Source organism: Flavimobilis sp. BM9, from assembly GCF_058313055.1.
The window spans coordinates 871677-893385 of sequence record NZ_JBZEMO010000001.1 but is presented as its reverse complement, the minus strand read 5'-3'; the positions used below and the strand labels follow the sequence as shown (position 1 = coordinate 893385).

21 protein-coding genes and 1 riboswitch are annotated in these 21709 nt (G+C 72.0%); of the genes, 3 read left to right on the top strand and 18 right to left on the bottom strand.

What is annotated here, in order from left to right:
• Window positions 1-394: 394 nt before the first annotated feature.
• The 15 genes from tyrS to AC4F3Q_RS03965 all read right to left on the bottom strand — a co-directional run bounded on the left by tyrS (window position 395) and on the right by AC4F3Q_RS03965 (window position 14683).
• Window positions 395-1678 carry a tyrosine--tRNA ligase gene (tyrS, locus tag AC4F3Q_RS04035; RefSeq protein ID WP_491038824.1) on the bottom strand — a complete coding sequence of 428 codons (1284 nt, stop codon included), beginning with the start codon at window positions 1676-1678 and terminating at the stop codon, window positions 395-397.
• Window positions 1662-2375 carry a DNA-3-methyladenine glycosylase gene (locus AC4F3Q_RS04030; RefSeq protein ID WP_491038823.1) on the bottom strand — a complete coding sequence of 238 codons (714 nt, stop codon included), beginning with the start codon at window positions 2373-2375 and terminating at the stop codon, window positions 1662-1664. Before AC4F3Q_RS04030 ends, tyrS begins: the two co-directional genes overlap by 17 nt.
• Window positions 2376-2474: 99 nt before the next feature.
• Entirely contained in the window at window positions 2475-3044 is a 570-nt protein-coding gene (locus AC4F3Q_RS04025; RefSeq protein ID WP_491038822.1) for a uridine kinase family protein, read from the bottom strand.
• Window positions 3045-3101: 57 nt separating this feature from the next.
• Entirely contained in the window at window positions 3102-4547 is a 1446-nt protein-coding gene (argH, locus tag AC4F3Q_RS04020; RefSeq protein ID WP_491038821.1) for an argininosuccinate lyase, read from the bottom strand.
• A 2-nt stretch (window positions 4548-4549) separates the two neighbouring features.
• Window positions 4550-5779, bottom strand: coding sequence for an argininosuccinate synthase (locus AC4F3Q_RS04015; RefSeq protein WP_168445809.1), 1230 nt, complete (start codon window positions 5777-5779; stop codon window positions 4550-4552).
• 78 nt (window positions 5780-5857) lie between these two features.
• Window positions 5858-6373, bottom strand: a complete 516-nt coding sequence (locus tag AC4F3Q_RS04010; protein WP_168445810.1) for an arginine repressor — start codon at window positions 6371-6373, stop codon at window positions 5858-5860.
• Window positions 6370-7302 carry an ornithine carbamoyltransferase gene (argF, locus tag AC4F3Q_RS04005; protein WP_491038820.1) on the bottom strand — a complete coding sequence of 311 codons (933 nt, stop codon included), beginning with the start codon at window positions 7300-7302 and terminating at the stop codon, window positions 6370-6372. The genes AC4F3Q_RS04010 and argF overlap by 4 nt, the downstream gene beginning before the upstream one ends.
• Window position 7303: 1 nt before the next feature.
• Window positions 7304-8575 carry an acetylornithine transaminase gene (locus tag AC4F3Q_RS04000; protein ID WP_491038819.1) on the bottom strand — a complete coding sequence of 424 codons (1272 nt, stop codon included), beginning with the start codon at window positions 8573-8575 and terminating at the stop codon, window positions 7304-7306.
• The gene (gene argB, locus AC4F3Q_RS03995; protein WP_491038818.1) at window positions 8572-9492 is read right to left on the bottom strand and encodes an acetylglutamate kinase; all 921 of its coding nucleotides are present in this window, start codon (window positions 9490-9492) and stop codon (window positions 8572-8574) included. The genes AC4F3Q_RS04000 and argB overlap by 4 nt, the downstream gene beginning before the upstream one ends.
• A 36-nt stretch (window positions 9493-9528) precedes the next feature.
• A complete protein-coding gene (argJ, locus tag AC4F3Q_RS03990; RefSeq protein WP_491038817.1) occupies window positions 9529-10692 on the bottom strand; it encodes a bifunctional glutamate N-acetyltransferase/amino-acid acetyltransferase ArgJ in 1164 nt (387 codons plus the stop codon).
• A complete protein-coding gene (argC, locus tag AC4F3Q_RS03985; protein WP_491038816.1) occupies window positions 10689-11744 on the bottom strand; it encodes an N-acetyl-gamma-glutamyl-phosphate reductase in 1056 nt (351 codons plus the stop codon). The genes argJ and argC overlap by 4 nt, the downstream gene beginning before the upstream one ends.
• Before the next feature lie 75 nt (window positions 11745-11819).
• The gene (locus tag AC4F3Q_RS03980; RefSeq protein WP_491038815.1) at window positions 11820-12602 is read right to left on the bottom strand and encodes an ABC transporter ATP-binding protein; all 783 of its coding nucleotides are present in this window, start codon (window positions 12600-12602) and stop codon (window positions 11820-11822) included.
• Entirely contained in the window at window positions 12586-13584 is a 999-nt protein-coding gene (locus AC4F3Q_RS03975; RefSeq protein ID WP_491038814.1) for an ABC transporter substrate-binding protein, read from the bottom strand. The genes AC4F3Q_RS03980 and AC4F3Q_RS03975 overlap by 17 nt, the downstream gene beginning before the upstream one ends.
• The gene (locus AC4F3Q_RS03970; protein WP_491038813.1) at window positions 13581-14393 is read right to left on the bottom strand and encodes an ABC transporter permease; all 813 of its coding nucleotides are present in this window, start codon (window positions 14391-14393) and stop codon (window positions 13581-13583) included. Before AC4F3Q_RS03970 ends, AC4F3Q_RS03975 begins: the two co-directional genes overlap by 4 nt.
• Entirely contained in the window at window positions 14390-14683 is a 294-nt protein-coding gene (locus AC4F3Q_RS03965; RefSeq protein WP_168445816.1) for a thiamine-binding protein, read from the bottom strand. Before AC4F3Q_RS03965 ends, AC4F3Q_RS03970 begins: the two co-directional genes overlap by 4 nt.
• Window positions 14684-14815: 132 nt before the next feature.
• A riboswitch (TPP riboswitch) is annotated at window positions 14816-14933 on the bottom strand.
• A 98-nt stretch (window positions 14934-15031) separates the two neighbouring features.
• Between AC4F3Q_RS03965 and AC4F3Q_RS03960 the strand changes: the two genes are divergently transcribed.
• From AC4F3Q_RS03960 to AC4F3Q_RS03950, 3 genes are all read left to right on the top strand, one after another.
• A complete protein-coding gene (locus AC4F3Q_RS03960) occupies window positions 15032-16039 on the top strand; it encodes a quinone oxidoreductase family protein (RefSeq protein ID WP_491038812.1) in 1008 nt (335 codons plus the stop codon).
• Window positions 16036-16395, top strand: a complete 360-nt coding sequence (locus AC4F3Q_RS03955) for a nucleotide pyrophosphohydrolase (protein WP_491038811.1) — start codon at window positions 16036-16038, stop codon at window positions 16393-16395. Before AC4F3Q_RS03960 ends, AC4F3Q_RS03955 begins: the two co-directional genes overlap by 4 nt.
• A 76-nt stretch (window positions 16396-16471) precedes the next feature.
• Window positions 16472-17362: a VOC family protein gene (locus AC4F3Q_RS03950; RefSeq protein ID WP_491038810.1), complete on the top strand. Its 891-nt coding sequence runs from the start codon at window positions 16472-16474 to the stop codon at window positions 17360-17362.
• Window positions 17363-17365: 3 nt separating this feature from the next.
• On the opposite strand, the gene AC4F3Q_RS03945 is transcribed toward AC4F3Q_RS03950, so the two are convergent.
• Genes AC4F3Q_RS03945 through pheS form a run of 3 tightly spaced genes read right to left on the bottom strand, consistent with a single transcriptional unit; the run spans window position 17366 to window position 21698 of the window.
• The gene (locus AC4F3Q_RS03945; RefSeq protein WP_168445820.1) at window positions 17366-18028 is read right to left on the bottom strand and encodes a LiaF transmembrane domain-containing protein; all 663 of its coding nucleotides are present in this window, start codon (window positions 18026-18028) and stop codon (window positions 17366-17368) included.
• Between the two features lie 47 nt (window positions 18029-18075).
• A complete protein-coding gene (gene pheT, locus AC4F3Q_RS03940; RefSeq protein ID WP_491038809.1) occupies window positions 18076-20631 on the bottom strand; it encodes a phenylalanine--tRNA ligase subunit beta in 2556 nt (851 codons plus the stop codon).
• On the bottom strand, window positions 20631-21698 hold the full coding sequence (gene pheS, locus AC4F3Q_RS03935; RefSeq protein WP_491038808.1) for a phenylalanine--tRNA ligase subunit alpha: 1068 nt from the start codon (window positions 21696-21698) through the stop codon (window positions 20631-20633). The genes pheT and pheS overlap by 1 nt, the downstream gene beginning before the upstream one ends.
• Window positions 21699-21709: the final 11 nt, after the last annotated feature.

Genomic DNA, 21709 nt, shown 5'->3' with positions numbered 1-21709 from the left:
TTTGGCATTGACTATCAAGCACACTGTTGAGTTCTCAAGGAACAGACGCGCATCCCCACCCGCCCTTCCAGGCCGGCTCGGAGGCAACCGTTCAAACTTACCCGATCCATCCCGCCGTGTCCAATCCGCGTTCCGGGTGAACCGGAGACTCAGATGTGATCGGCTGGAGGGCCGGACAGATACTGTACCTCATTCCCGTGCGGCGCACGAGAGCCTGGTTCAGGATCTTGGAGTCACCCTCGGGGACCGGCCGGCCGCTCCTTCACACGTGAGTGCGAGGCCTGCGGCTGTCCGTTCCTCCCCTGTCGGGGCGACTCGCAGAACACTACGGGGCCACGGCGATCACGGTCAAGTCGCGTAGCGGTGACCACCGTCACCGCCCGACCGCGCGGGTCTATGCCGCTCCCTGACCCGGCGCTTCGCCCAGCACAGCGACCGTCACCGTGCGCTTGCCGCGGCGTACCAGCACGTACCGTTCGGCGAGCACGTCACCCTCCGAGAGCACCGCGTCCTCACCGGTGACCTTCACGTTGTTGACGTAGACGCCACCCTCGGCGATCGCGCGACGTGCTGCAGCCTTGCCCTTGACCACTCCGGTCGCTGCGAGCACGTCGGCGACCGGGTCGCCGATCGCGAAGGCCGTGCGCGGCAGGCCTTCCGTGGCCGCAGCCAGAGTGTCGGGATCAAGGTCGGCGAGCTCGCCGCGACCGAACAGCGCCTGGCTCGCCGCGATCGCCTGCTGCGTCGCCCGCTCGCCGTGCACCATGGTCGTGACATCGGCCGCGAGCGCCTTCTGCGCCTCGCGCGCCGCGGGGCGCTCGGCCACAGCCGCCTCGAGCTCCGCGATCTCCTCGCGCGTCCGGAACGTGAACGTGCGCAGCCAACCCACGACGTCGGCGTCGTCCGCGTTGACCCAGAACTGGTAGAAGGCGTACGGCGACATCATGTCCGGCGCCAACCACACCGCGCCGCCCTCGGACTTGCCGAACTTCGTGCCGTCCGCCTTCGTGATGAGCGGAGTCGTCAGCGCGTGGACAGACCTCTGGTCCGACTTGCGCACCAGCTCAACACCCGAGAGCAGGTTGCCCCACTGGTCGTTGCCGCCCGTCTGCAGGGTGCAGCCGTAGCGACGGTTGAGCTCGAGGAAGTCCATGCCCTGGAGGATCTGGTAGCTGAACTCCGTGAACGAGATGCCCTCGTCCGAGGCGAGCCGGCGCGCGACCGTCTCCTTCGCGAGCATCGTGCCCAGGCGGTAGTGCTTGCCCACGTCACGCAGGAAGTCGAGCGCCGACAAGCCCGCGTGCCAGTCCAGGTTGTTGACCATGCGAGCGGGGTTGTCACCCTCGAACGACAGGAACCGCGAGATCTGGTTCTGCAGGCGCTCCACCCAGCCCGCGACCGTCTCACGATCGTTCAGGACACGCTCCCCCGACATGCGCGGGTCGCCGATCAGCCCGGTCGCCCCGCCGACGAGCGCGATCGGGTGGTGCCCCGCGAGCTGGAGGTGACGCAGCAGGACGAGCTGGACCAGGTGCCCGTGGTGCAGGCTTGGCGCGGTCGGGTCGAAGCCGCAGTAGTACGTGATCGGACCGTCCTCGAGAGCTCTGCGCAGGGCCTCGACATCAGTCGTCTGGCTGACCAGCCCGCGCCACTGGAGTTCATCAAGAACGTTGCTCACCGCTGCTCCTTCGTGCATCCCGACCTCGGACGAGGCCAACAGCACTAGTCTGCCCTGTCCGCCGACGCGGCTGCGACGGACCTCGGAACGCCGAGACGGTCGGCTCCCCCGCGAGCCACAGACGCCAGGGAAACCGGTCCGGGTCCGCACCCGCGGCCCCCACACCGACGCGCGGCCCCGTCATCACCACGCCTGGCGCGACCGGACGGGCACGGACACGAAGCTCCAGGCTGTCGCCAGCCACGAGGCTCGCCCCGTCGTCGGCCAGCGTCAGACCCAGCGCGTCCGCGAGGCGCGCCGGACCCCGAGCGACGTCGACAGGGGTGCGCACGACGCCGCGGACCGTCCGTCGCGCCGTCGCCAGGCCCACGCCCTCGACGACCTCGCCTGCGCGCAGCAGCACGGCCCGCGCACTCCCCGGCTCGCCGCAGACGACGTTCACGCAGTGGTGCAGACCCATGTGCCGGTAGACGTAGAGACGACCTGGCGGTCCGAACATCGTCGCGTTGCGCCGGTTCGGGCCCTTGAAGGCGTGCGACGCCGGATCCGTCTCCCCCGCGTACGCCTCGACCTCCGTCACACGCAACACGACGCTGCCCTCCGGCGTCGTCCGCACCAGGTGCGCCTCGAGCAGCCCGCGCGCGACCTCGAGCACCGGGCGGAGGAACCACGCAGCGGCCGGCGCACAGCGCTCCACCGCAGGTTCGTTCGAGTGAGGGTCCGCTGCAGCACCAAGCACCCCGCCATCGTCCCCCGTCACCCCGTCAACCGCCGCCCGACGGCGGCCTGGTCACGATCAGGGAGTGACCAGGTTGCCGACGCCGTCGAGCCGGACGTGGGCACGCTCGCGCGTGCGGTGCTCCGCGTAGTGCTCGCGCTCCGCCCGCATGAACTCCCGCCAGGCTGGCTCTAGCGCTGCCCCGTCACGCTCGAGCCCTCGCTCGAGACGCACGTCGTCAGGCGCCTCGACCCACACCACCAGAGGCGAGTACGGCTCCGTGCTGAGGCTCGCGGAGCCGCAGCCCTCGACCACGAGGAAGTCGGCCAACGGCACCGTGTGCCTCTCCGCGTACTTGCCGAGGCCCCAGTCGTAGCGCTGATAGCGGCCCGGGCGCCCCGCCGCGAGCGGCTCGAGCACCCACTCGGCAAGCCTGGCGATGCCCGCCCGCATACCGGTCCAGCCCTCGTAAAGGTCGTCCATGTGCACGACCTGCGCCGGGAGCAGCGCACCGAGCTGAGCGGCGAGCGTCGTCTTCCCGGAACCTGCGGGACCGTCCACGCACACGAGGCGCGTCGCCCCCAGGCCCGCCGGTCGGTCCGCCGCCATCACCGCGACCAACGCCACCACGTGGTCGGGGGCGGTCACGACGTCACCTCCGTCGTCATGACCGCCCCCGTCGTCGTGCCGCTGGTCGTCAGCGCCTCACGCACCGACCTGGCCCCGGGCGAACGCCCGCAGCTGTGCCGCACGCTCGCGCGCGGCGTCGAGCTGCTCGGCCACCCGCACAGGCGCAGTCCCCCCGACCGCGTCGCGCGAGGCCAGCGAACCCTCGACGGTCAGGACGCTACGCACGGCCGGCGTCAGGTGCACCGAGACCTCCGCGAGGTCTTGATCTGTGAGATCCCACAGCTCGATCCCGCGCTGCTCGCACACCTGGACGCACGCCCCCGCGACCTCGTGAGCCACACGGAACGGCACGCCCTCCCGCACCAGCCACTCGGCGATGTCCGTCGCGAGCGAGAAGCCCTGCGGAGCGAGCGACGCCATCCGCTCAGTGTCGAAGGTCATCGTGGCGACCATCCCCGAGAACGCCGGCAGGAGCACCTCGAGCGTGTCGACCTGGTCGAACACCGGCTCCTTGTCCTCCTGCAGGTCGCGGTTGTACGCGAGCGGCAGGCCCTTGAGCGTCGTCAGCAGCCCGGTCAGGTCACCGATCAGCCGACCCGCCTTCCCGCGCGCCAGCTCGGCGACGTCCGGGTTCTTCTTCTGCGGCATGATGCTCGACCCCGTCGAGAACGCGTCGTCGAGCCGGACGAAACCGAACTCCTTCGTGTTCCACAGGATCACCTCCTCCGCGATGCGGGAGAGGTCGACGCCCAGCATCGCCGAGACGAACGCGAACTCCGCCATGACGTCGCGCGACGCCGTCCCGTCGATCGAGTTCTCGACAGGACCGTCGAAACCCAGGTCTGCCGCGACCGCAGCCGGGTCGAGCCCGAGCGAGGAGCCAGCGAGCGCTCCCGAGCCGTACGGCGACCGGGCCGCACGCGCGTCCCAGTCGACGAACCGCTCGACGTCACGCATGAGCGGCCACGCGTGGGCCAGCAGGTGGTGCGCGAGCAGCACCGGCTGCGCGTGCTGCAGGTGCGTGCGCCCCGGCATCGCCGCGCCCGGGTGGGCGGCAGCCTGCGCGACGAGCGCATCGACGACGTCGAGCACGAGACCGGCGATCACACGCGCCTCGTCACGCAGGTACATCCGCGTCAGCGTGGCGATCTGGTCATTGCGCGAACGACCCGCCCGCAGCTTGCCGCCCAGCTCGGCACCCGCGCGCTCGATGAGCCCGCGCTCGAGCGCCGTGTGCACGTCCTCGTCGTCGTCGCCGGCGACGAACGCCCCGGACGCGACGTCCAGACGCAGCCGCTCGAGCGCGTCGAGCATGCCCGCGAGCTCAGCATCCGTCAGCAGCCCGGCGGCGTGCAGCACGCGCGCGTGCGCCTTCGAACCAGCGATGTCCTGGCCCGCGAGCCGCCAGTCGAAGTGCGTCGACTTGCTCAGCGCCGCGAGCGCGTCGCTCGGCCCGCCCGCGAAGCGACCGCCCCACAGGCTCACGCGCTGCGTGCCCTCCTCGTGCCCGTCCGCCGTCATCGTCAGAGCTTCCCGGACCCGAGGTCGACGCCGTTGCCGAACTTGACGTCGCGCGCGGCGGCAAGCTTGGCGGTGAGGCCGTAGATCTCGATGAAGCCCTTCGCCTGCGACTGGTCGAACGAGTCCCCCTCGTCGTACGTCGCGAGGTTGAAGTCGTACAGGCTCGCCTCCGAGCGGCGGCCCGTGACCGTCGCGCGGCCGCCGTGCAGCGTCATGCGGATCTCGCCCGAGACGTAGCGCTGCGTGTCGTCGATGAACGTGTCGAGCGACCGCTTGAGCGGGCTGAACCACATGCCGTCGTAGACGAGCTCCGTCCAGCGCTGCTCGACGCCACGCTTGAAGCGGGCCTGCTCGCGCTCGAGCGTGACGTTCTCGAGCTCCTGGTGCGCGGCGATGAGGGCCATCGCTCCCGGAGCCTCGTAGATCTCGCGCGACTTGATGCCGACGAGACGGTCCTCGACGATGTCGATCCGGCCGACGCCCTGGGCGCCCGCACGGCGGTTCATCTCCTGGATCGCCTGGAGCGGCGTCACCGCGACGCCGTCGAGCGCGACCGGCACGCCCTGCTCGAACGTGATGACGACCTCGTCAGCGACAGGCGGGAACGTCGGGTCGTCCGTGTAGCTGTAGACGTCCTTCGTCGGGCCGTTCCAGATGTCCTCGAGGAAGCCCGTCTCGACGGCGCGGCCCCACACGTTCTGATCGATCGAGAACGGGTTGTGCTTCGTCGTCGCGATCGGCAGGTCGTTCGCCTCTGCGTACGCGATCGCCTTCTCACGGGTCAGCGCGAGGTCGCGCACGGGCGCGATCGTCTTGAGGTCAGGCGCGAGCGACGTCGTGGCGACCTCGAAACGGACCTGGTCGTTGCCCTTGCCGGTGCAGCCGTGCGCGACGGTCGTCGCACCGAACTGGCGGGCAGCGCGCACGAGGTGCTTGACGATCGTCGGGCGCGACAGCGCCGAGACGAGCGGGTAGCGGTCGAGGTACAGCGCGTTCGCCCGCAGGGCGGGCATGCAGTACTCGGCTGCGAACTCGTCGCGGGCGTCGGCCACGTAGGCCTCGACGGCACCGCAGTCGAGCGCACGCTGGCGGATGACCTCGAGGTCCTCACCGCCCTGCCCCAGGTCGACGGCGACAGCGACGACCTCGGAGCCGGTCGCCTCCGCGATCCAGCCGATGGCCACAGAGGTGTCCAGGCCGCCCGAGTAGGCAAGCACGACGCGATCAGTCATGACGTTTCTCTCTCTCACACAGTTGGGTTGTTCATAGTCTTTCAGGGCCGCGCGGTCGCGGTCACGTGCGGTCGTGCGTCAGTCACCCTCGGCGAGGCGCAGCAGCCGCGCGGCGACGGCGGCGCCGCCCTCGTCGCCGTCCCGTGCGATGACGAGGACCGTGTCGTCCCCCGCGATCGTGCCGATCACGTCGGGCAGGACCGAGTGGTCGAGCGCCGAGGCGAGGTAGTGCGCCGCACCTGGCGGGGTGCGCAGCACGACGAGGTTGCCCGACGCCTCGGCGGAGACGAGCAGCTCCTCGCACAGGCGCGCGAGGCGCGCCGCGAGAGACTCGGTGTCCGACGTCGTCTGCAGGCTCCGGTCCCCGCCCTCGCCCGGGACCGCGTACACCGACACCCCGCGCGACGTGCGGACCTTCTGCGCACGCAGCTCGATCAGGTCGCGTGACAGCGTCGCCTGGGTGACCTGCACGCCGTCGTCCGCGAGCGCCGACGCGAGCTCCGTCTGCGAGTGGATCTCGTGGGACGTGAGGATGGCCCGGATCCGCGCGTGGCGCGCAGCCTTCGTCGACGGCGTCCCGGTCGGAGCGCTCACGCCTGCTCCAGGAGCCACGTGAGGAGCGCCTTCTGCGCGTGCAGCCGGTTCTCGGCCTCGTCGAACACGACCGACTGCGGGCCGTCGAGCACCTCGGCGGAGATCTCCTTGCCACGGTAGGCAGGAAGGCAGTGCAGGACGATCGCGTCAGGCTTCGCGTGCGCCAGGAGCGCCGCGTCGACCGCGAACGGCAAGAACGGCAGCTCCCGAGCGCTGCTCTCGCCCTCCTGGCCCATCGAGACCCACGTGTCGGTCGCGACGACGTCGGCCCCCGCCACAGCAGCGACCGGGTCCGACGTGACCGTCACCGAGCCGCCCGTCCGCGCGGCCACCGCCTGCGCGTCAGCGACGATCGCCGGAGCCGGCAGGTAGCCCTCCGGCGTGCCGACGCGCACATGCATGCCCGCGACAGCACCACCGAGCAGGTACGAGTGCGCCATGTTGTTCGCACCGTCACCGACATACGCGAGGACCTGCCCGGCGAGGGCGTCGACGCCGCCCCGGTGCTGGGCGACCGTCGCGAGGTCCGCGAGGATCTGGCACGGGTGGAACTCGTCCGTCAGCGCGTTGACGACCGGCACCGACGAGCTCGCCGCCATCTCCTCGACGCGCTCCTGTCCGAACGTGCGCCACACGATCGCCGAGACCTGACGGTCCAGGACGCGCGCGGTGTCCGAGATTGGCTCGCCGCGACCGAGCTGCGAGCCCGCCGCGTCGATGACCAGCGGGTAGCCGCCGAGCTCGGCGACCCCCACCGAGAACGACACGCGGGTGCGGGTCGACGGCTTGTCGAACATGACCGCGACCGCCTTCGGACCCTTGAGCGGGGTCCGCAGGAACCGGTCGGCATGGAACTCGAGCGCCAGCTCGAGGACCTCGCACTGCTCGGCAGGGCTGAGGTCGTCGTCTCGCAGGAAGTGGCGGGGCATGTCAGCTCTTCTCGGTCGTCGGGAAGGGGAGCGCGGCGAGGAACGCGACGAAGTCACGAGCCTGGTCCACGGTGAGGATCAGCGGCGGAGCGAGCCGGAGCGCGTCCGGCGCGACAGGGTTGACGATGAAGCCCGCCTCGAGCGCGGCCGCAGCGACCTGCGCGGCGACCGGCTCGGCCAGCTGGACGGCGAGCAGGAGGCCCGCCCCGCGGACGGACACGACGAGCGGGTTCCCGCACGCCTCGATCTCGTCGCGCAAGAAGGCCCCCACCGCGCGGACGTGCTCGAGCACGTCGTCTCGCTCGATGACACCGATCGTCGCGAGCGCCGCCGCGGCGGCGACCGGGTTCCCGCCGAACGTCGTGCCGTGCTGACCACGACCGACGAGGGTCGCAGCCCGGTCGTCGAAGGCGACGATCGCGCCGACCGGGAAACCTCCCCCGAGACCCTTCGCGAGCGTCACGATGTCCGGCACGACGCCGTCGCCGATCGTCGGGTCCTGGAACGCGAACCAGCTGCCGGTACGGCCCATGCCGGTCTGCACCTCGTCGAGCACGAGGAGCGCGCCGTGCGCGGCCGTGAGCTCGCGAGCACGAGCGAGGTACCCCACCGGGTGCGACCTGACGCCCGCCTCCCCCTGCAACGGCTCGACGACGAGCGCTGCGACGTCGTCTCCGTCCGTCGCGAACGCGGCCTCGAGCGCGGCGAGGTCGCCGAACGGGAGGAACTCGACGCCGCCCGGGAGCGGCTCGAACGGCTCGCGGTACTGCGCCTTCGACGTGATCGACAACGCGCCCATGGTCCGACCGTGGAACGCGCCCTCGAGCGCGAGCACGCGACGGCGCGGCGAGCCGTCCGCACGCAGGTTGCGGCGCGTCATCTTGAGCGCGCCCTCGTTCGCCTCAGCACCCGAGTTCGAGAAGAACACGCGCGAGCCCTCGGGCGCGCCCGCGAGCTCGAGCAGGCGCTCCGCGAGCGCGATCTGCGTCGGGGTGCCGAAGAAGTTCGAGACGTGCCCGAGGGTGCCGAGCTGCGCGCTGATCGCGGCGGTGAGCGTCGGGTGCGCGTGGCCGAGCGCGTTGACCGCGATCCCGGCGAGCAGGTCGAGGTACCGCTTGCCGTCGGCGTCCCACACATACGCACCCTCGCCGCGCACGAGCACACGCTGCGGAGGGCCGAACGTGTCCATGACGGCGCCGCGGTAGCGCTCGGTCCACGCCGCCGAGCTGTTCGGGGCGAGCGTCGCGTCGCCCGTGGGCTGGAGGCCGCTCACCGTGCCACCTCCTCGTCGCGCGGACCGCCCGGGTGGACGAGCGTGCCGTTGCCCTGGTCCGTGAACACCTCGAGCAGCACCGAGTGCGCGACCCGGCCGTCGATCACCGTCGCGCGCGAGACGCCGCCGCGCACCGCGCGCAGGCAGGCCTCCATCTTGGGGACCATCCCCGACTCGAGCGACGGCAGGAGCGCCTCGAGCTCGGACTCCGAGATGGTCGACACGAGCGAGGACCGGTCCGGCCACGACGTGTAGAGCCCCTCGACGTCCGTGAGCACGATGAGCTTGCGCGCGCCGAGCGCGATCGCGAGCGCCGCCGCCGCCGTGTCGGCGTTGACGTTGAGGACCTGCGTCGCGTCGTCGAGGTCTGGCGCGACGGTCGACACGACCGGGATCCTCCCCGCGTCGAGGAGGTCCTGGACGGCAGACGGGTCCACCGAGACGACGTCGCCGACCATCCCGACGTCGACAGGCTCGCCGTCGACCGTCGCCGTCCGGCGACGTGCCTGGAAGAGGCCGCCGTCCTCGCCCGAGAGACCGACCGCGACCGGGCCGTGCGCGTTGATGAGGCCCACGAGCTCCCTCGAGACCTGGCCGGTGAGCACCATCCGCACGACGTCCATCGCCTCGGGCGTCGTCACGCGCAGCCCACCGCGGAACTCCGACTCGATGCCGAGACGCTCGAGCATCGAGGAGATCTGCGGACCGCCGCCGTGCACGACCACGGGACGCAGCCCGACCTGCCGCAGGAAGACCATGTCCTGGGCGAAGGCCGCCTTGAGCTCGTCGTCGACCATGGCGTTGCCGCCGTACTTGACGACGACGAGCGCGCCCTCGAGGTCGCGCAGCCACGGGAGCGCCTCGACGAGCACCTCGGCGCGCTGGTGCGGCGTGAGGTCGATCGGTGCGGTGGTCATGTCTTCCGTCTCTCGTGTCGTGTCCGGGCCGGCTCCTCAGGAGGAGTAGGCGCTGTTCTCGTGGACGTAGTCGTGCGTGAGGTCGTTCGTCCAGACCGTCGCCTCGGCGTCGCCCGCGTGGAGGTCGATCTCGACGTGCACCTCGCGCTGCGACGCGAGGTCGACGAGCTCGCGGCCCTCCCCCACACCGCCGGCACGGCAGACCTGGACGCCATTGATGCTCACGTCGAGCGCGAGCGCGTCGTACGGAGCGACCTCGGGCGGGACGGTGCCGACCGCCGACAGGACCCGGCCCCAGTTGGGATCGTTGCCGAAGACCGCGGCCTTGAAGAGGTTGGAGCGCGTGACGGCGCGGGCGACCGCGACCGCGGCCGTCTCGTCGGAGGCGCCGACGACGCGCACCGCGATGTCGTGGCTCGCGCCCTCGGCGTCCGCGACGAGCTGCCGAGCGAGCGACGCGCACACCTCGGTGAGGACTGCGGCGAGCGCGTCCTTGTCCGCGCGCACGCCCGAGGCGCCCGAGGAGAGCAGCACGACCGAGTCGTTCGTCGACATGCAGCCGTCCGAGTCCACGCGGTCGAACGTGCGGCCGGTCGCGGCACGCAGCGCCGCGTCGGCGTCCTCGGCGGTCACGACCGCGTCGGTCGTCAGGACGCACAGCATCGTCGCGAGGCCGGGAGCGAGCATGCCCGCGCCCTTCGCCATGCCGCCGACCACCCAGCCCTCGCCCTCCACGACGGCGGTCTTCGGCACGGTGTCGGTCGTCATGATCGCGGTCGCTGCGGACTCGCCGCCTGCCGCGTCGAGCGCGGCCACGGCCGACTCGACGCCCGGCAGCAGCTTGTCCATCGGCAGGCGCACGCCGATGAGCCCGGTCGAGCACACGACGACGTCGCCCGCCGAGACGCCGAGGGCGTCACCTGTGCGCTCGGCGGTGACGTGCGTGTCGAGGAAGCCCTCGGGCCCGGTGCACGCGTTGGCGCCGCCCGAGTTGAGGACGACGGCGTGCGCGACGCCGTCGGCCAGGGCCTGACGCGACCAGACGACGGGAGCCGCGACGACACGGTTCGACGTGAAGACGCCGGCCGCGACGTGCTCGGGCCCGTCGTTGACGACGAGAGCGACGTCAGGCTTGCCGGTGGACTTCAGCCCCGCCGCGACGCCTGCCGCCCGGAACCCCTGTGCTGCGGTGACGCTCACGGCGCAACCCCTTCGACGGTCAGGCCCGTGGTCTCGGGGAGGCCGAGGGCGATGTTCATGGACTGCACGGCGGCACCCGCCGTGCCCTTGACGAGGTTGTCGATCGCGGTGACGGTGACGACGCGACCGGCACGGCGGTCGACCGCGACCTGGACGAGGGCGGTGTTGGCTCCGAGCGTCATCGCGGTCGTCGGCCAGACGCCCTCGGGGAGCAGGTGGACGAAGGGCTCGTCCGCGTACGCGTCGTGCCACGCGGCGCGGATCGCGGCGTCCGACGTCGACGGGTCGACGAGTCGTGCAGTCGCGGTCGCGAGGATGCCGCGGGACATCGGCACGAGCGTGGGCGTGAAGGAGAGGGTGACGTCCGGCGCGCCGGCCGCGCGCAGGTTCTGCGCGATCTCGGGGATGTGGCGGTGCGTCCCTCCGACGGCGTACGCCTGGGCGGAGCCGAGCGCCTCGGACGCGAGCAGGTGGCTCTTGAGGCTCTTGCCCGCGCCGGAGTAGCCGTTCGCGAGGACGGCGACGATGTCGGTCGGCGAGACGAGCCCTGCCGCGACGCCGGGCTGGAGACCGAGGGTCACCGCGGTGACGTTGCAGCCGGGGACGGCGATGCGGCGCGCACCGGCAAGGTTGTCGCGCTGCCGGGTGCCGGGGCCGGTGATGAGCTCGGGCATGCCGTACGGCCACGTGCCGGCGTGCGCGGAGCCGTAGTACGCCTCCCAGTCCGTGCCGCTCGCGAGCCGGTGGTCAGCGCCGAGGTCGAGGACGAGGACGTCGTCGGGGAGCTGTGCGGCGATCTCGCCGGAGGCGCCGTGCGGCAGGGCGAGGACGACCACGTCGTGCCCGGCGAGCGTCGCGGGCATCGTGGGCTCGAGCACGCGGGCGGCGAGGGAGCGGAGGTGCGGCTGGTGCTGGCCGAGCGTCTGGCCCGCGTTGGAGTGCGCGGTCACCGCTCCGATCTCGACGTCCGGGTGCGCGGCGAGGAGCCTGAGGATCTCGCCGCCGGCGTACCCGCTGGCTCCGGCGACCGCTGCTGAGAAGGTCATGCGCATAAACATACACCGTATTGCATAACTCTCCACTCCCCTCGCGGAGCGTGTCCCACCATCCTGCCCCAGCGCGCCCCCTCACCCCAGGGACGCGAGCACGACGCGCCGAGCCGCATCACGGCCGAGCGCCCCGACCTCCACACGGGCGACGACCCGGCCCGGCCGCGACGACAGCACCACCACGTGGTCCGCGAGCGCGACCGCCTCGTCGACGTCGTGCGTCACGAGCACGACCGCCGCACCGTCACCCAGCACACCCTGCGCCCGGTGCGCCGCGAGCCACCCGTTCATGTCGCGCCGGGTCAACGGGTCGAGCGCCCCGAACGGCTCGTCCAGGAGCAGCACACGACGGCCGGCGAGCACCGTGCGCGCCAGCGCCGCACGCTGGCGCATCCCGCCCGACAGCTCGTGCGGCCACGACTGCTCGAACCCCGCGAGGCCGAAGCGGTCGAGAAGGCCCCGAGCCGCCGCAGCCGCGTCCCGGCGCGACGCCCCACCGACCTGCGCCCCGAGCGCGACGTTCCCGAGGGTGCGCCGCCACGGGAGCAACGAGTCCCCCTGCGGCATCCATGCGACGTCGGGCCGCCCGTCCTCCGCCAGCGGAACCTCGACCTCGCCGCCCACCACCACGGTCCCCGCGACCGGTAGACCGCCCAGCACGCGCAGCAGGGTCGACTTGCCGCACCCGGACGGGCCCACGACCGCCGTGAGCCCGCCCGGCACGACGCGGAGCGACACAGCGTCGAGGACCGTCCGGCCGCCGATCGACACCGTCAGCCCCGCGACCACGACGCCGCTCCCCAGCGCACCCGGCAGAGCGACGGCCTCCACGTCCGGCCGGACGTCAGCCGACGAGGTCATCGGTCCACAGCTCCTCCGCCGTCAGCCCCCGCTCGACGAGCCCCTCCTCCTCGAGGAACGCCAGGAACTCCCGCCACACCTCCGGGTCCTGCCAGCCCCACGGCTTCCCCGGCGCCGCGATCTCCCCCGCCAGGTAGTCCGCGCTGCGGGACACCAGCTCGCGGTCGAGCTCCGGCACGGCCTCCAGCAGCGCGTCAGCGGCCGCCTGCGGGTCGGCGACCGCGTCGTCGTAACCCCGCCCGATCGCCGCGACGAGCCGGTCGACGACTCCCGGCCGCTCGGCCAGCACCTTCTCGGACGTCGCGAGCAACGGCGTGTACCAGTCCGGGATGCAGTCCGTGTGCTCGGCGAACGGGATCGACGTGACGTCGAGACCGTCGACGTCACGCAGCCGGATCGTGTCCCAGCCCTCGAACACCCACGCGGTGTCGAACTGCTCCTGCGTCAGCCCGACGCGGAAGTCGTCGCTCACGAGCGGGGCCAGCTCGACCGCGTCCGGGTCGCCGCCGTCGCACGCGACGAGCCGGCGCACGAGCGCCTCCTCGAGCGCGCTCCCGTAGCTGCCGTACGTCCGCCCCGCCAGGTCACGGGGACGCTCGATCCCCGCGCTCCGCAAGGAGATGAGGCTCGAGGTGTTGCGGCGCAGCACCGCGGCGACCGAGACGACGTCAGCCCCCTTGGCCCGCGCCGGGACGAGCGACTCGGCGACCGAGTACGCCACGTCGGCCTTCCCCGCCGCGACCAGGCTCAACCCCGACGCCTCCCCCGGCTCGACGATCGTCACGTCAAGACCCGCCTGCGTGAAGTAGCCGCGCTCCTGCGCGACGTACAGGCCGAGGTGGTTCGTGTTGGGCGTCCAGTCGAGGACGACGGTCACGGGCGTCAGGTCAGCATCGGCGGCACCGCTCTCGGGCGTCGTCGTGCAGCCTGCGGACAGGATCATCAGTGCCGCAGCGATCGCGGCGGTGGTACGAGCTCTCATGCTGGTCTCCTCAGGAGCAGGTGGTTTCCGGACTCGCGCCGCTGCCACGGCAGCGCGGCGCGCGACGCCACGTCGACGATCACGAACAGCAGCGCAGTGAGCAGCGCCACGAGGGCGACGGCCACGAAGATGCGATCGACGTCGTAGCCCTTGCGTGCCCGCTGGATGAGCACGCCGAGACCGCTCGTCCCCGCGAGGTACTCGGAGACGACGGCAGCGCCGACCGCATACGTGGCCGCGAGGCGCAGCCCCGAGAGCGCGCCAGGAAGAGCGGCGGGCGCGCGGACGAGGAGCAGCACCTGGCGGCGCGTCCCACCGAGGCCGCGCAGGACGTCACCGAGCTCCCCTTCGGCGTCGCGCATCGCCCCCGCAGCGGCCACGAGCACCGGGAAGAACACGGTGAGCGCGACGAGCACGACCTTGGGTGCGAGCCCCACGCCGCCCCACAGCACCATGAGCGGCGCGAGGACGACCGTCGGCACGGTCTGCGTGAGTGTCAGCAGCGGCAGGAGCGCACGATCCAGCCATGGCGACGCGGCCGTCGCGAGCGCGAGCGTCCCTCCCGCGAGCACCCCGAGCACGAGCCCCAGGAGCGCCTCCGTCATCGTCGTCGCGACGTGCGCGCCGAGCACCGGCGCGAGCTCTGCCCCGGCCGTGACGACCTGGCTCGGGGCAGGCAGGACGAACGCGGGGACGTTCGCGACGTAGACCGCCAGCTCCCACACGACGACGAGCCCGACCGCGAGCACCGCGGGCGGCCAGACGCGCGACACGACGTCCGCGCCCGCCGGACGGGATGCGATGCTCACGCCCGGAACTTCGCGACGAGGTCCTCGATCGTCGGGCCTGCGTCGTCCGCGCCCTGCCCGACCTTGATGTGGCTCGTCACCCCGCGAGCGCCGGCCGCGAGCGTCGCCTCGTGGACGCGGCGCAAGAGCGCCCAGACGTCGTCCGGGCTCCCCTGCACGGTCGTGCCCATCGCACCGACCTCGTGGACGAGACCGGACTGCTGGATGACCGCGATGGCAGGGTCGATGTGGGCGTAGGGCTGGTCGGCCGTCCCGGCGGGACGCGGCGAGACCTGGATGTGTGCGAGCACTTCTTCGCTCCTCGAGCTCGAGGGCGCCGCCACGGCGGGCGCGCACGGCACGACCGCCGCGCGCCGACAGGGCGCGCCGCTGCGCACGTCGATCGTGACGCGCGCAGCGGGACGGTTCGAGCAATGAGGGTGCCGACGGCACCGACGCTTCCCTCCGCTGGCATTACCCAGTTCAGGTTCGCGGGTCGGCGACTCGGTGGTTTCCCATCCGCCCTCTCAGCTTGGTGCACCAAGCTCCCCGGCGTTTCCCGGTCAACGTATCGGCCGTGCCCGCGCGCTGCACGCGTCGTCTCGCGATCCGGGACCGTCGCGTCGACCCGAGCGGCCGACGGGTGGTTGGCTGGGGTGATGAGAGCGATCGAAGCCGTGCACGCAGGTGGTCCCGAGGTCCTCACGCTCGTCGGCCGCCCCGCCCCGACCGCAGGTCGTGACCAGGTCGTCGTCGATGTCGCCTACGCGGGCGTGAACTTCATCGACACGTACCGCCGCTCGGGCGTCTACCCCGTCCCGTTCCCGCACGTCCCGGGGAGCGAGGGTGCGGGCGTCGTCAGCGCCGTCGGGCCCGACGTCACGGACGTCGCGCCAGGCGACCGCGTCGCCTGGGTCGACGGGCCCGGCTCGTACGCGGAACAGGTCGTCGTCGCGGCGGACCGCACGGTCCCCGTGCCCGACGGCGTCGACCTCGCGACCGCGGCAGCGCTCATGCTGCAAGGGCTCACCGCGCACTACCTCGCCGACTCGAGCCACCCCGTCGGGCCGGGCGAGGACGTGCTCGTGCACGCGGGCGCAGGCGGCGTCGGCCTCCTCCTGACGCAGCTCGCGGTCGCGCGTGGCGCCCGCGTCGTCACGACCGTGTCGACGGACCTGAAGGCCGAGCTCTCGCGCGAGGCAGGGGCGACCGCGGTCGTGCGCTACGACCAGCTCGACGACCTCACGACACAGCTCCCGGCCGCCGTCCGCGCCGTCGCACCGGACGGCGTGCACGCCGTCTACGACGGCGTGGGACGCACGACGTTCGACGCCTCGCTCGCTTCCCTGCGCCCTCGCGGCATCCTCGTGCTGTTCGGTGGCGCCTCCGGCCAGGTACCCCCGTTCGACCTGCAGCGGCTCAACTCGGGCGGCTCGCTGTTCGTCACCAGGCCCACGCTCGGCGACCACGTTGCGACACGACCCGAGCTGCTGCGTCGCGCCGACGAGCTGTTCCACGCCGTCCGGCTCGGGGCCCTCAAGGTCCGTGTCGGTGGGACGTACGCGCTCGCCGACGCGGGCGAGGCGCACCGGGCGCTCGAGGCGCGCGAGACGACCGGCAAGGTGATCCTCGAGGTCGCGGGCGAGCACACCGGGGGGACGCTGTGACCGAACGGTCTGACGGGTTCGCCGAGCTTGTCACCGCCGTCCGCACGTTCTCCGAGGAGCGCGGCTGGACACCCGTGCAGACACCGAAGAACCTCGCGATGGCACTCACCGGCGAGGCGGGCGAGCTCGCAGCCGAGCTGCAGTGGCTCGGGTCCGACGAGAGCCTCGACGCCGTGCGGACGGACCCGGAGCTGCGCGAACGTCTCGCGATGGAGATGGCCGACGTGACGATCTACCTCGCGCGCCTCGCCGACGTCACCGGCATCGACGTGCTCGACGCCGCCCGACGCAAGCTCGCCGTCAACCACGGCCGGTTCCCCGTCGGCTCACCTCCGTCGCGCACGCACCGTGGGTAAGGCCTGGGCGCCACCCTCGCCGCGCCTGGGCGCTCTCACCGTGGGCAGCAGGCGACGAGGTGCGCATGCTCGAGGCATGACCACGATCACCCCGAACATCTGGTACGCGGGCGATGCCGAGGAGGCAGCCGCCGCCTACACCGCGTCCTTCCCCGACAGCCACGTCGTGGCGACCACCCGGTACCCCACCACCGGGCTCCCCGACTTCCAGGCAGGCATGGCCGGCAAGGTCCTCACGATCGACGTCGTCGTCGGTGGCCTCCCGCTGACCCTCGTCAACGCCGACGCGTCCTTCCGTCCCAACCCGTCGATCTCGTTCATGGTCAACCACGACCCCTCCCGCGACCCGGACGCGCGCGATCACCTCGACGCGCTCTGGGACCGGCTCGCTGACGGAGGTCGTGTCCTGATGGAGCTCGGCGAGTACCCGCACAGCGCCCGCTACGGCTGGGTCGAGGACCGGTTCGGCGTGTCCTGGCAGCTCATCCTCACGAACCCCGAGGGCGAGCCACGTCCGTTCGTCCTCCCGTCGTTCCTGTTCGGCGGCGCCGCTCAGAACCGCGCCGCCGAGGCGAGCGCGTACTACCGGGACGTCCTGCCTGGCTCGCGCCCAGGGACGACGGTGACATACCCCCAACCCCACGGCCCCGCCGCGGCGGGCTCCGTCATGTTCAGCGACCTCGTGCTGGCAGGGACGTGGGTCGTCATGATGGACGCCGCCGCGACGCAGGACCACACGTTCAGCGAGGGCGTCTCGCTCGCGGTGACCGCTGCCGACCAGGACGAGATCGACCGGCTCTGGGCGGCCCTGTCGAGCGACCCCGCGGCCGAGCAGTGCGGATGGTGCAAGGACAAGTTCGGAGTCTCGTGGCAGGTCGTCCCCGAGAACATGGGAGAGCTCATGTCCCACCCGGGCGCGTACGAGCGGCTCATGGCGATGGGGAAGATCGTCATCGCCGACCTGTGAGGATCAGTTCCGGACCTCGAGCCCGCCCATGATCGCGATGACGTTCACGACGAGCCGGGGCGCGTCCGGTGCGACCGGGCGGACCGTCTTGTCCTCCCAGCCGCCGAGGAGAGGCAGGCCGCGCACGGTGACGCTCCACGTCGGCGGGACCTTGATCTCGACCCCGCCCCAGAGGGTGAACACGGAGACCTCGGCAGGCTCGACGACGCCCGCGCCGCGCAGGTCGACCTCGATCCCGCCCATGACGGCGGTGAACACGCCGGAGCGGAACGCGGGCGAGGCGGTACGCGGGTTCGAGGCACCCATGATGACCAGGGAGGACAGCACGTCCGGGTCACCCTGGGGCCCACGCACCCCGCGCGTGATGAGTGCCAGGCCAGCGACCAGCAGGATCAGCGGGACGACGAGCTCCCACAACGACATGCGCGGGTAACCGAGCCGGTTGGACTGCAGGATCACTCCGACGAGGACGAGCACCGCGGGTCCGTGCCACGCACGCGGCGCCGTCACGAGCCCGAAGACGCCGACCAGGACGATCACCGTCGGCCACCACGTCCGCACGAGGTGGCCGAGGCTCACGTCCACGACGCCGGCGCGCGCGAGCAGAGCGAAAGCGGCAGCCGCGACGAGCAGGACACCGAGGGCACGTTGAGCAGAAGGTCTCACGGCTCGACCCTACCGAAGCAGGGCCGAGCCGTGGTGGACGTCGCGGCTCAGCGGAGCTGGGCGCCCAGGCGCTTGCCCGCGAGCTTGACGACCCGGCCGCGAACCTCAGCGGTCTGCTCCGCCGTCAGCGTGCGGTCCGCGCCACGCAGGCGCACGGCGACGGCGACGGACTTCTTGCCCTCGCCCACCTGCGGGCCCGTGAACACGTCGAACACCCGCACCTCCTCGGCAAGCTCACCAGCGGCCTGCGCGACGACGGCACGCACGGCACCGGCGGTCACGTCCTGGTCGACGACGAACGCGAAGTCCTCCTTCGCGAGCGGGAACGTCGAGACCGGCACAGCCTGGACCGGCTCGGTCGAGGCCGCCGCCACGATCGCGTCGAGGTCGACCTCGAACGCGGCAGCGCGACGCGGCAGGTCGAGCCGCTCGAGGACCTGCGGGTGCAGCTCACCAGCCCAGCCGACGACCTGGCCCGACGCCAGCTCGAACCGCGCGCAGCGGCCCGGGTGCCACGGCATGCGCGACGTGTCGTTCGTCGTCGTGAGCTCGATACCGACCGTCCGCGCGACGAGACGGACCGCCTCGACAGCGTCCTCCCAGCCTGCGGCACGTCCAGGACCCCACCAGCCCGCACGCTCGCGCGCTCCGGCGAGGACGCCCGCCGCGTGGCGCGGCTGGTCCGGGACCGCAGCGCCGAGCGCCTCGAGCTCCTCGTCCGACGGGCGGCGAGCGCCAGGCAGCTGGGGCGCGACCGGCGCGCCCGGACGGGGCTGCGTGACGAGACCGATCTCGTAGACCGCCAGGTCGGTCATGCCGCGCCCGACGTTGCGTCGCGCAGTACCGAGCAACGTCGTCAGGAGGTTCGTGCGCAGCTCAGGAGCCTCGTCCGAGAGCGGGTTCGCGAGCCGGACGGCGCGGCGTCGCGCGTCGTCCGCGGCGAGGCCGAGCTCGTCGTGCTGGACCGAGCCGACGAACGGGTAGGACAACGTCTCCACGAAGCCCGCCTCCGCGAGCGCACGGGCGACCGAGCGGCGCGAGCGCTGCGCGGCCGTGAGCCCGGTGCCGGCGGGAGCAGCGGGGACGACCGACGGGATCTTGTCGTATCCGTCGATGCGCGCGACCTCCTCGACGAGGTGCTCAGGCGCCTCGATGTCAGGTCGCCACGTCGGCGGCGTCACCGCGACGGTGTCCCCGTCGCCGTCAGCGAGCTCGCAACCGATCATCGTGAGGATCTCGGCGATGCGCTCGCGACCGTGGTCGACCCCGGTCAGGCGCAACGGCTCGGACCACGGGAACGTGATCGCAGGCGTCGCCGGGACCGCGTCGAGGTCGGAGACGGCCGGGTCAGCCGTGCCGCCGCCGTGCTCGACCAGCAGGTCGACGACGCGCTGCGCTGCCACCCCGGGCAGGCGCGGGTCGACGCCGCGCTCGAACCTCTTCGCAGCCTCCGACGGGATCTTGTGGCGTCGTGACGACCGCGCGACCGTCACGGCGTCGAAGTGCGCAGCCTCGACCAGGACGTCCGTCGTCGACTCCGACACCTCGGACACCTGACCGCCCATGACGCCTGCGAGCCCCTGGATCCGGGAGCCACGCACGCCGTCGGGCGAGTCGGTGATGAGCAGGTCGCCCGGGTCGAGCGTCCGCTCGACGTCGTCGAGCGTCGTGAAGTGCTCCCCCGCGGCAGCACGGCGGACCACGATCGGGGCGGCCACCTTCGCGAAGTCGTACGCGTGCAGCGGCTGGCCGAGGTCGAGCATGACGTAGTTCGTGACGTCGACCGCGAGCGAGATCGGCCGCATGCCCGCCTGCGTGAGGCGCTTCTTCATCCACTCGGGCGTCGGGGCGGCCGGGTCGATCCCCCGGACGATGCGCGTCACGAAGCGGTCGCAGCCGACGACGCCGTGGACAGGCGCGACGTCGTCGACCTCGACGGCGAACCCGTCAGCCGTCGCGGCGGGCGTCTCACGCACGCCAGGGTCGGTGAACGTCGCGCCGGTCGAGTGCGAGTACTCGCGCGCGACGCCGCGCATCGAGAAGCAGTAGCCGCGATCGGGCGTCACGTTGATCTCGAGCACGGACTCGCCGAGCCCGAGGAGCTGGACCGCGTCCGTGCCGTTCGGCTGGCCAGTGAACCCGAGCCGGTCGAGCACGATGATGCCGTCGTGGTCGTCCCCGAGACCGAGCTCGCGCTGCGAGCAGATCATGCCGTCGGACACGTGGCCGTACGTCTTGCGCGAGGCGATCGGGAACGGGCCGGGCAGGACGGCGCCCGGGAGGGCGGCGACGATGCGGTCGCCTGCCTCGAAGTTGTGCGCGCCGCAGATGATCCCGCGCGGGACCGTCGGCTGGCCGTCGTCGTCGAGCACGTTGTGCTCGCCCACGTCGACCTGGCACCAGTTGATCGTCTTGCCGTTCTTCTGCTCCTCCTTGACGAGGGAGACGACCGTGCCGACGACGAGCGGGCCGGTGACGGCAGGACCGTGCACCGCCTCCTCCTCGAGCCCGACCCGGACGAGGTCGGCGGCGAGCTGCTCCGCGGTCAGGCCAGCCGGGACCTCGACGTGCTCCGCGAGCCAGTCCAGTGCGATGTTCGGCATCAGAACCCCATTCCGAACTGCGTCGAGAAGCGGACGTCGCCCTCGATGATGTCGTGCATGTCAGTGATCCCGTGGCGGAGCATCAGGGTGCGCTCGAGGCCCATGCCGAACGCGAAGCCCGTGTACTCGTCCGGGTCGATCCCTGCGGCGCGCAGGACGTTGGGGTTGACCATGCCGCAGCCACCCCACTCGATCCAGCCCGCGCCGCCCTTCTTCTGCGGGAACCACAGGTCCATCTCCGCGGACGGCTCGGTGAACGGGAAGAAGCTCGGGCGCAGGCGCGTGCGCGCCTCGGGACCGAACATCGCGCGGGCGAACTGGTCGAGCGTGCCCTTGAGGTGAGCCATCGTCAGGCCCTTGTCGACGGCGAGGCCCTCGACCTGGTGGAAGACGGGAGTGTGCGTCGCGTCGAGCTCGTCCGTGCGGAACACCTTGCCGGGGCACGCGATGTAGATCGGGACGTCACGCGAGAGCATCGTGCGCGACTGCACGGGCGACGTGTGCGTGCGCATGACGAGGCCCGAGCCCGCGCCGTCGGCCTCAGGTCCCTCGACGAAGAACGTGTCCTGCATCTGGCGCGCCGGGTGGTCAGGGCCGAAGTTGAGCGCGTCGAAGTTGAACCACTCCGCCTCGACCTCAGGCCCCTCGGCGATCTCCCAGCCCATGGCCACGAAGAAGTCCGCGACCTGCTCCGAGATCAGCTCGAGCGGGTGACGGGCACCGGAAGCGACACGGTCCGTCGGGAGCGTCACGTCGACAGCCTCGGTGACGAGGACCTGCGCGGCGCGCTCGGCCTCGAGCTCCTCCTGGCGCGTGGCGAGCGCCTTGGCGAGGCGGCCGCGAGCCGGGCCGAGAAGCTTGCCGGCGGTCGCCTTCTCGGCGGGCTCGAGCTGGCCGATCTCACGGTTGGCGAGCGCGAGGGGGCTGCGGTCCCCGGCGTGGGCGATCCGCACCTCCTTGAGCGCCTCGAGGTCAGCAGCCGACGCGACGGCGGCGAGAGCCTCCGTCAGCGCCGCGTCGATGCCGGCGGCGTCGAGCGGGGACAGGGGCGTTTCTGGCGTGGACATCCGTGCCTTCC

Bases quoted from the DNA above. Each gene is read 5' to 3' on its own strand.
- argH (WP_491038821.1), bottom strand. From the start codon at position 4,547: ATGACGGCGGACGGGCACGAGGAGGGCACGCAGCGCGTGAGCCTGTGG.
- AC4F3Q_RS04015 (WP_168445809.1), bottom strand. From the start codon at position 5,779: ATGACTGATCGCGTCGTGCTTGCCTACTCGGGCGGCCTGGACACCTCT.
- argF (WP_491038820.1), bottom strand. From the start codon at position 7,302: ATGCCCCGCCACTTCCTGCGAGACGACGACCTCAGCCCTGCCGAGCAG.
- argB (WP_491038818.1), bottom strand. From the start codon at position 9,492: ATGACCACCGCACCGATCGACCTCACGCCGCACCAGCGCGCCGAGGTG.
- argC (WP_491038816.1), bottom strand. From the start codon at position 11,744: ATGCGCATGACCTTCTCAGCAGCGGTCGCCGGAGCCAGCGGGTACGCC.
- AC4F3Q_RS03980 (WP_491038815.1), bottom strand. From the start codon at position 12,602: ATGACCTCGTCGGCTGACGTCCGGCCGGACGTGGAGGCCGTCGCTCTG.
- AC4F3Q_RS03975 (WP_491038814.1), bottom strand. From the start codon at position 13,584: ATGAGAGCTCGTACCACCGCCGCGATCGCTGCGGCACTGATGATCCTG.
- AC4F3Q_RS03960 (WP_491038812.1), top strand. From the start codon at position 15,032: ATGAGAGCGATCGAAGCCGTGCACGCAGGTGGTCCCGAGGTCCTCACG.
- AC4F3Q_RS03950 (WP_491038810.1), top strand. From the start codon at position 16,472: ATGACCACGATCACCCCGAACATCTGGTACGCGGGCGATGCCGAGGAG.
- pheT (WP_491038809.1), bottom strand. From the start codon at position 20,631: ATGCCGAACATCGCACTGGACTGGCTCGCGGAGCACGTCGAGGTCCCG.
- pheS (WP_491038808.1), bottom strand. From the start codon at position 21,698: ATGTCCACGCCAGAAACGCCCCTGTCCCCGCTCGACGCCGCCGGCATC.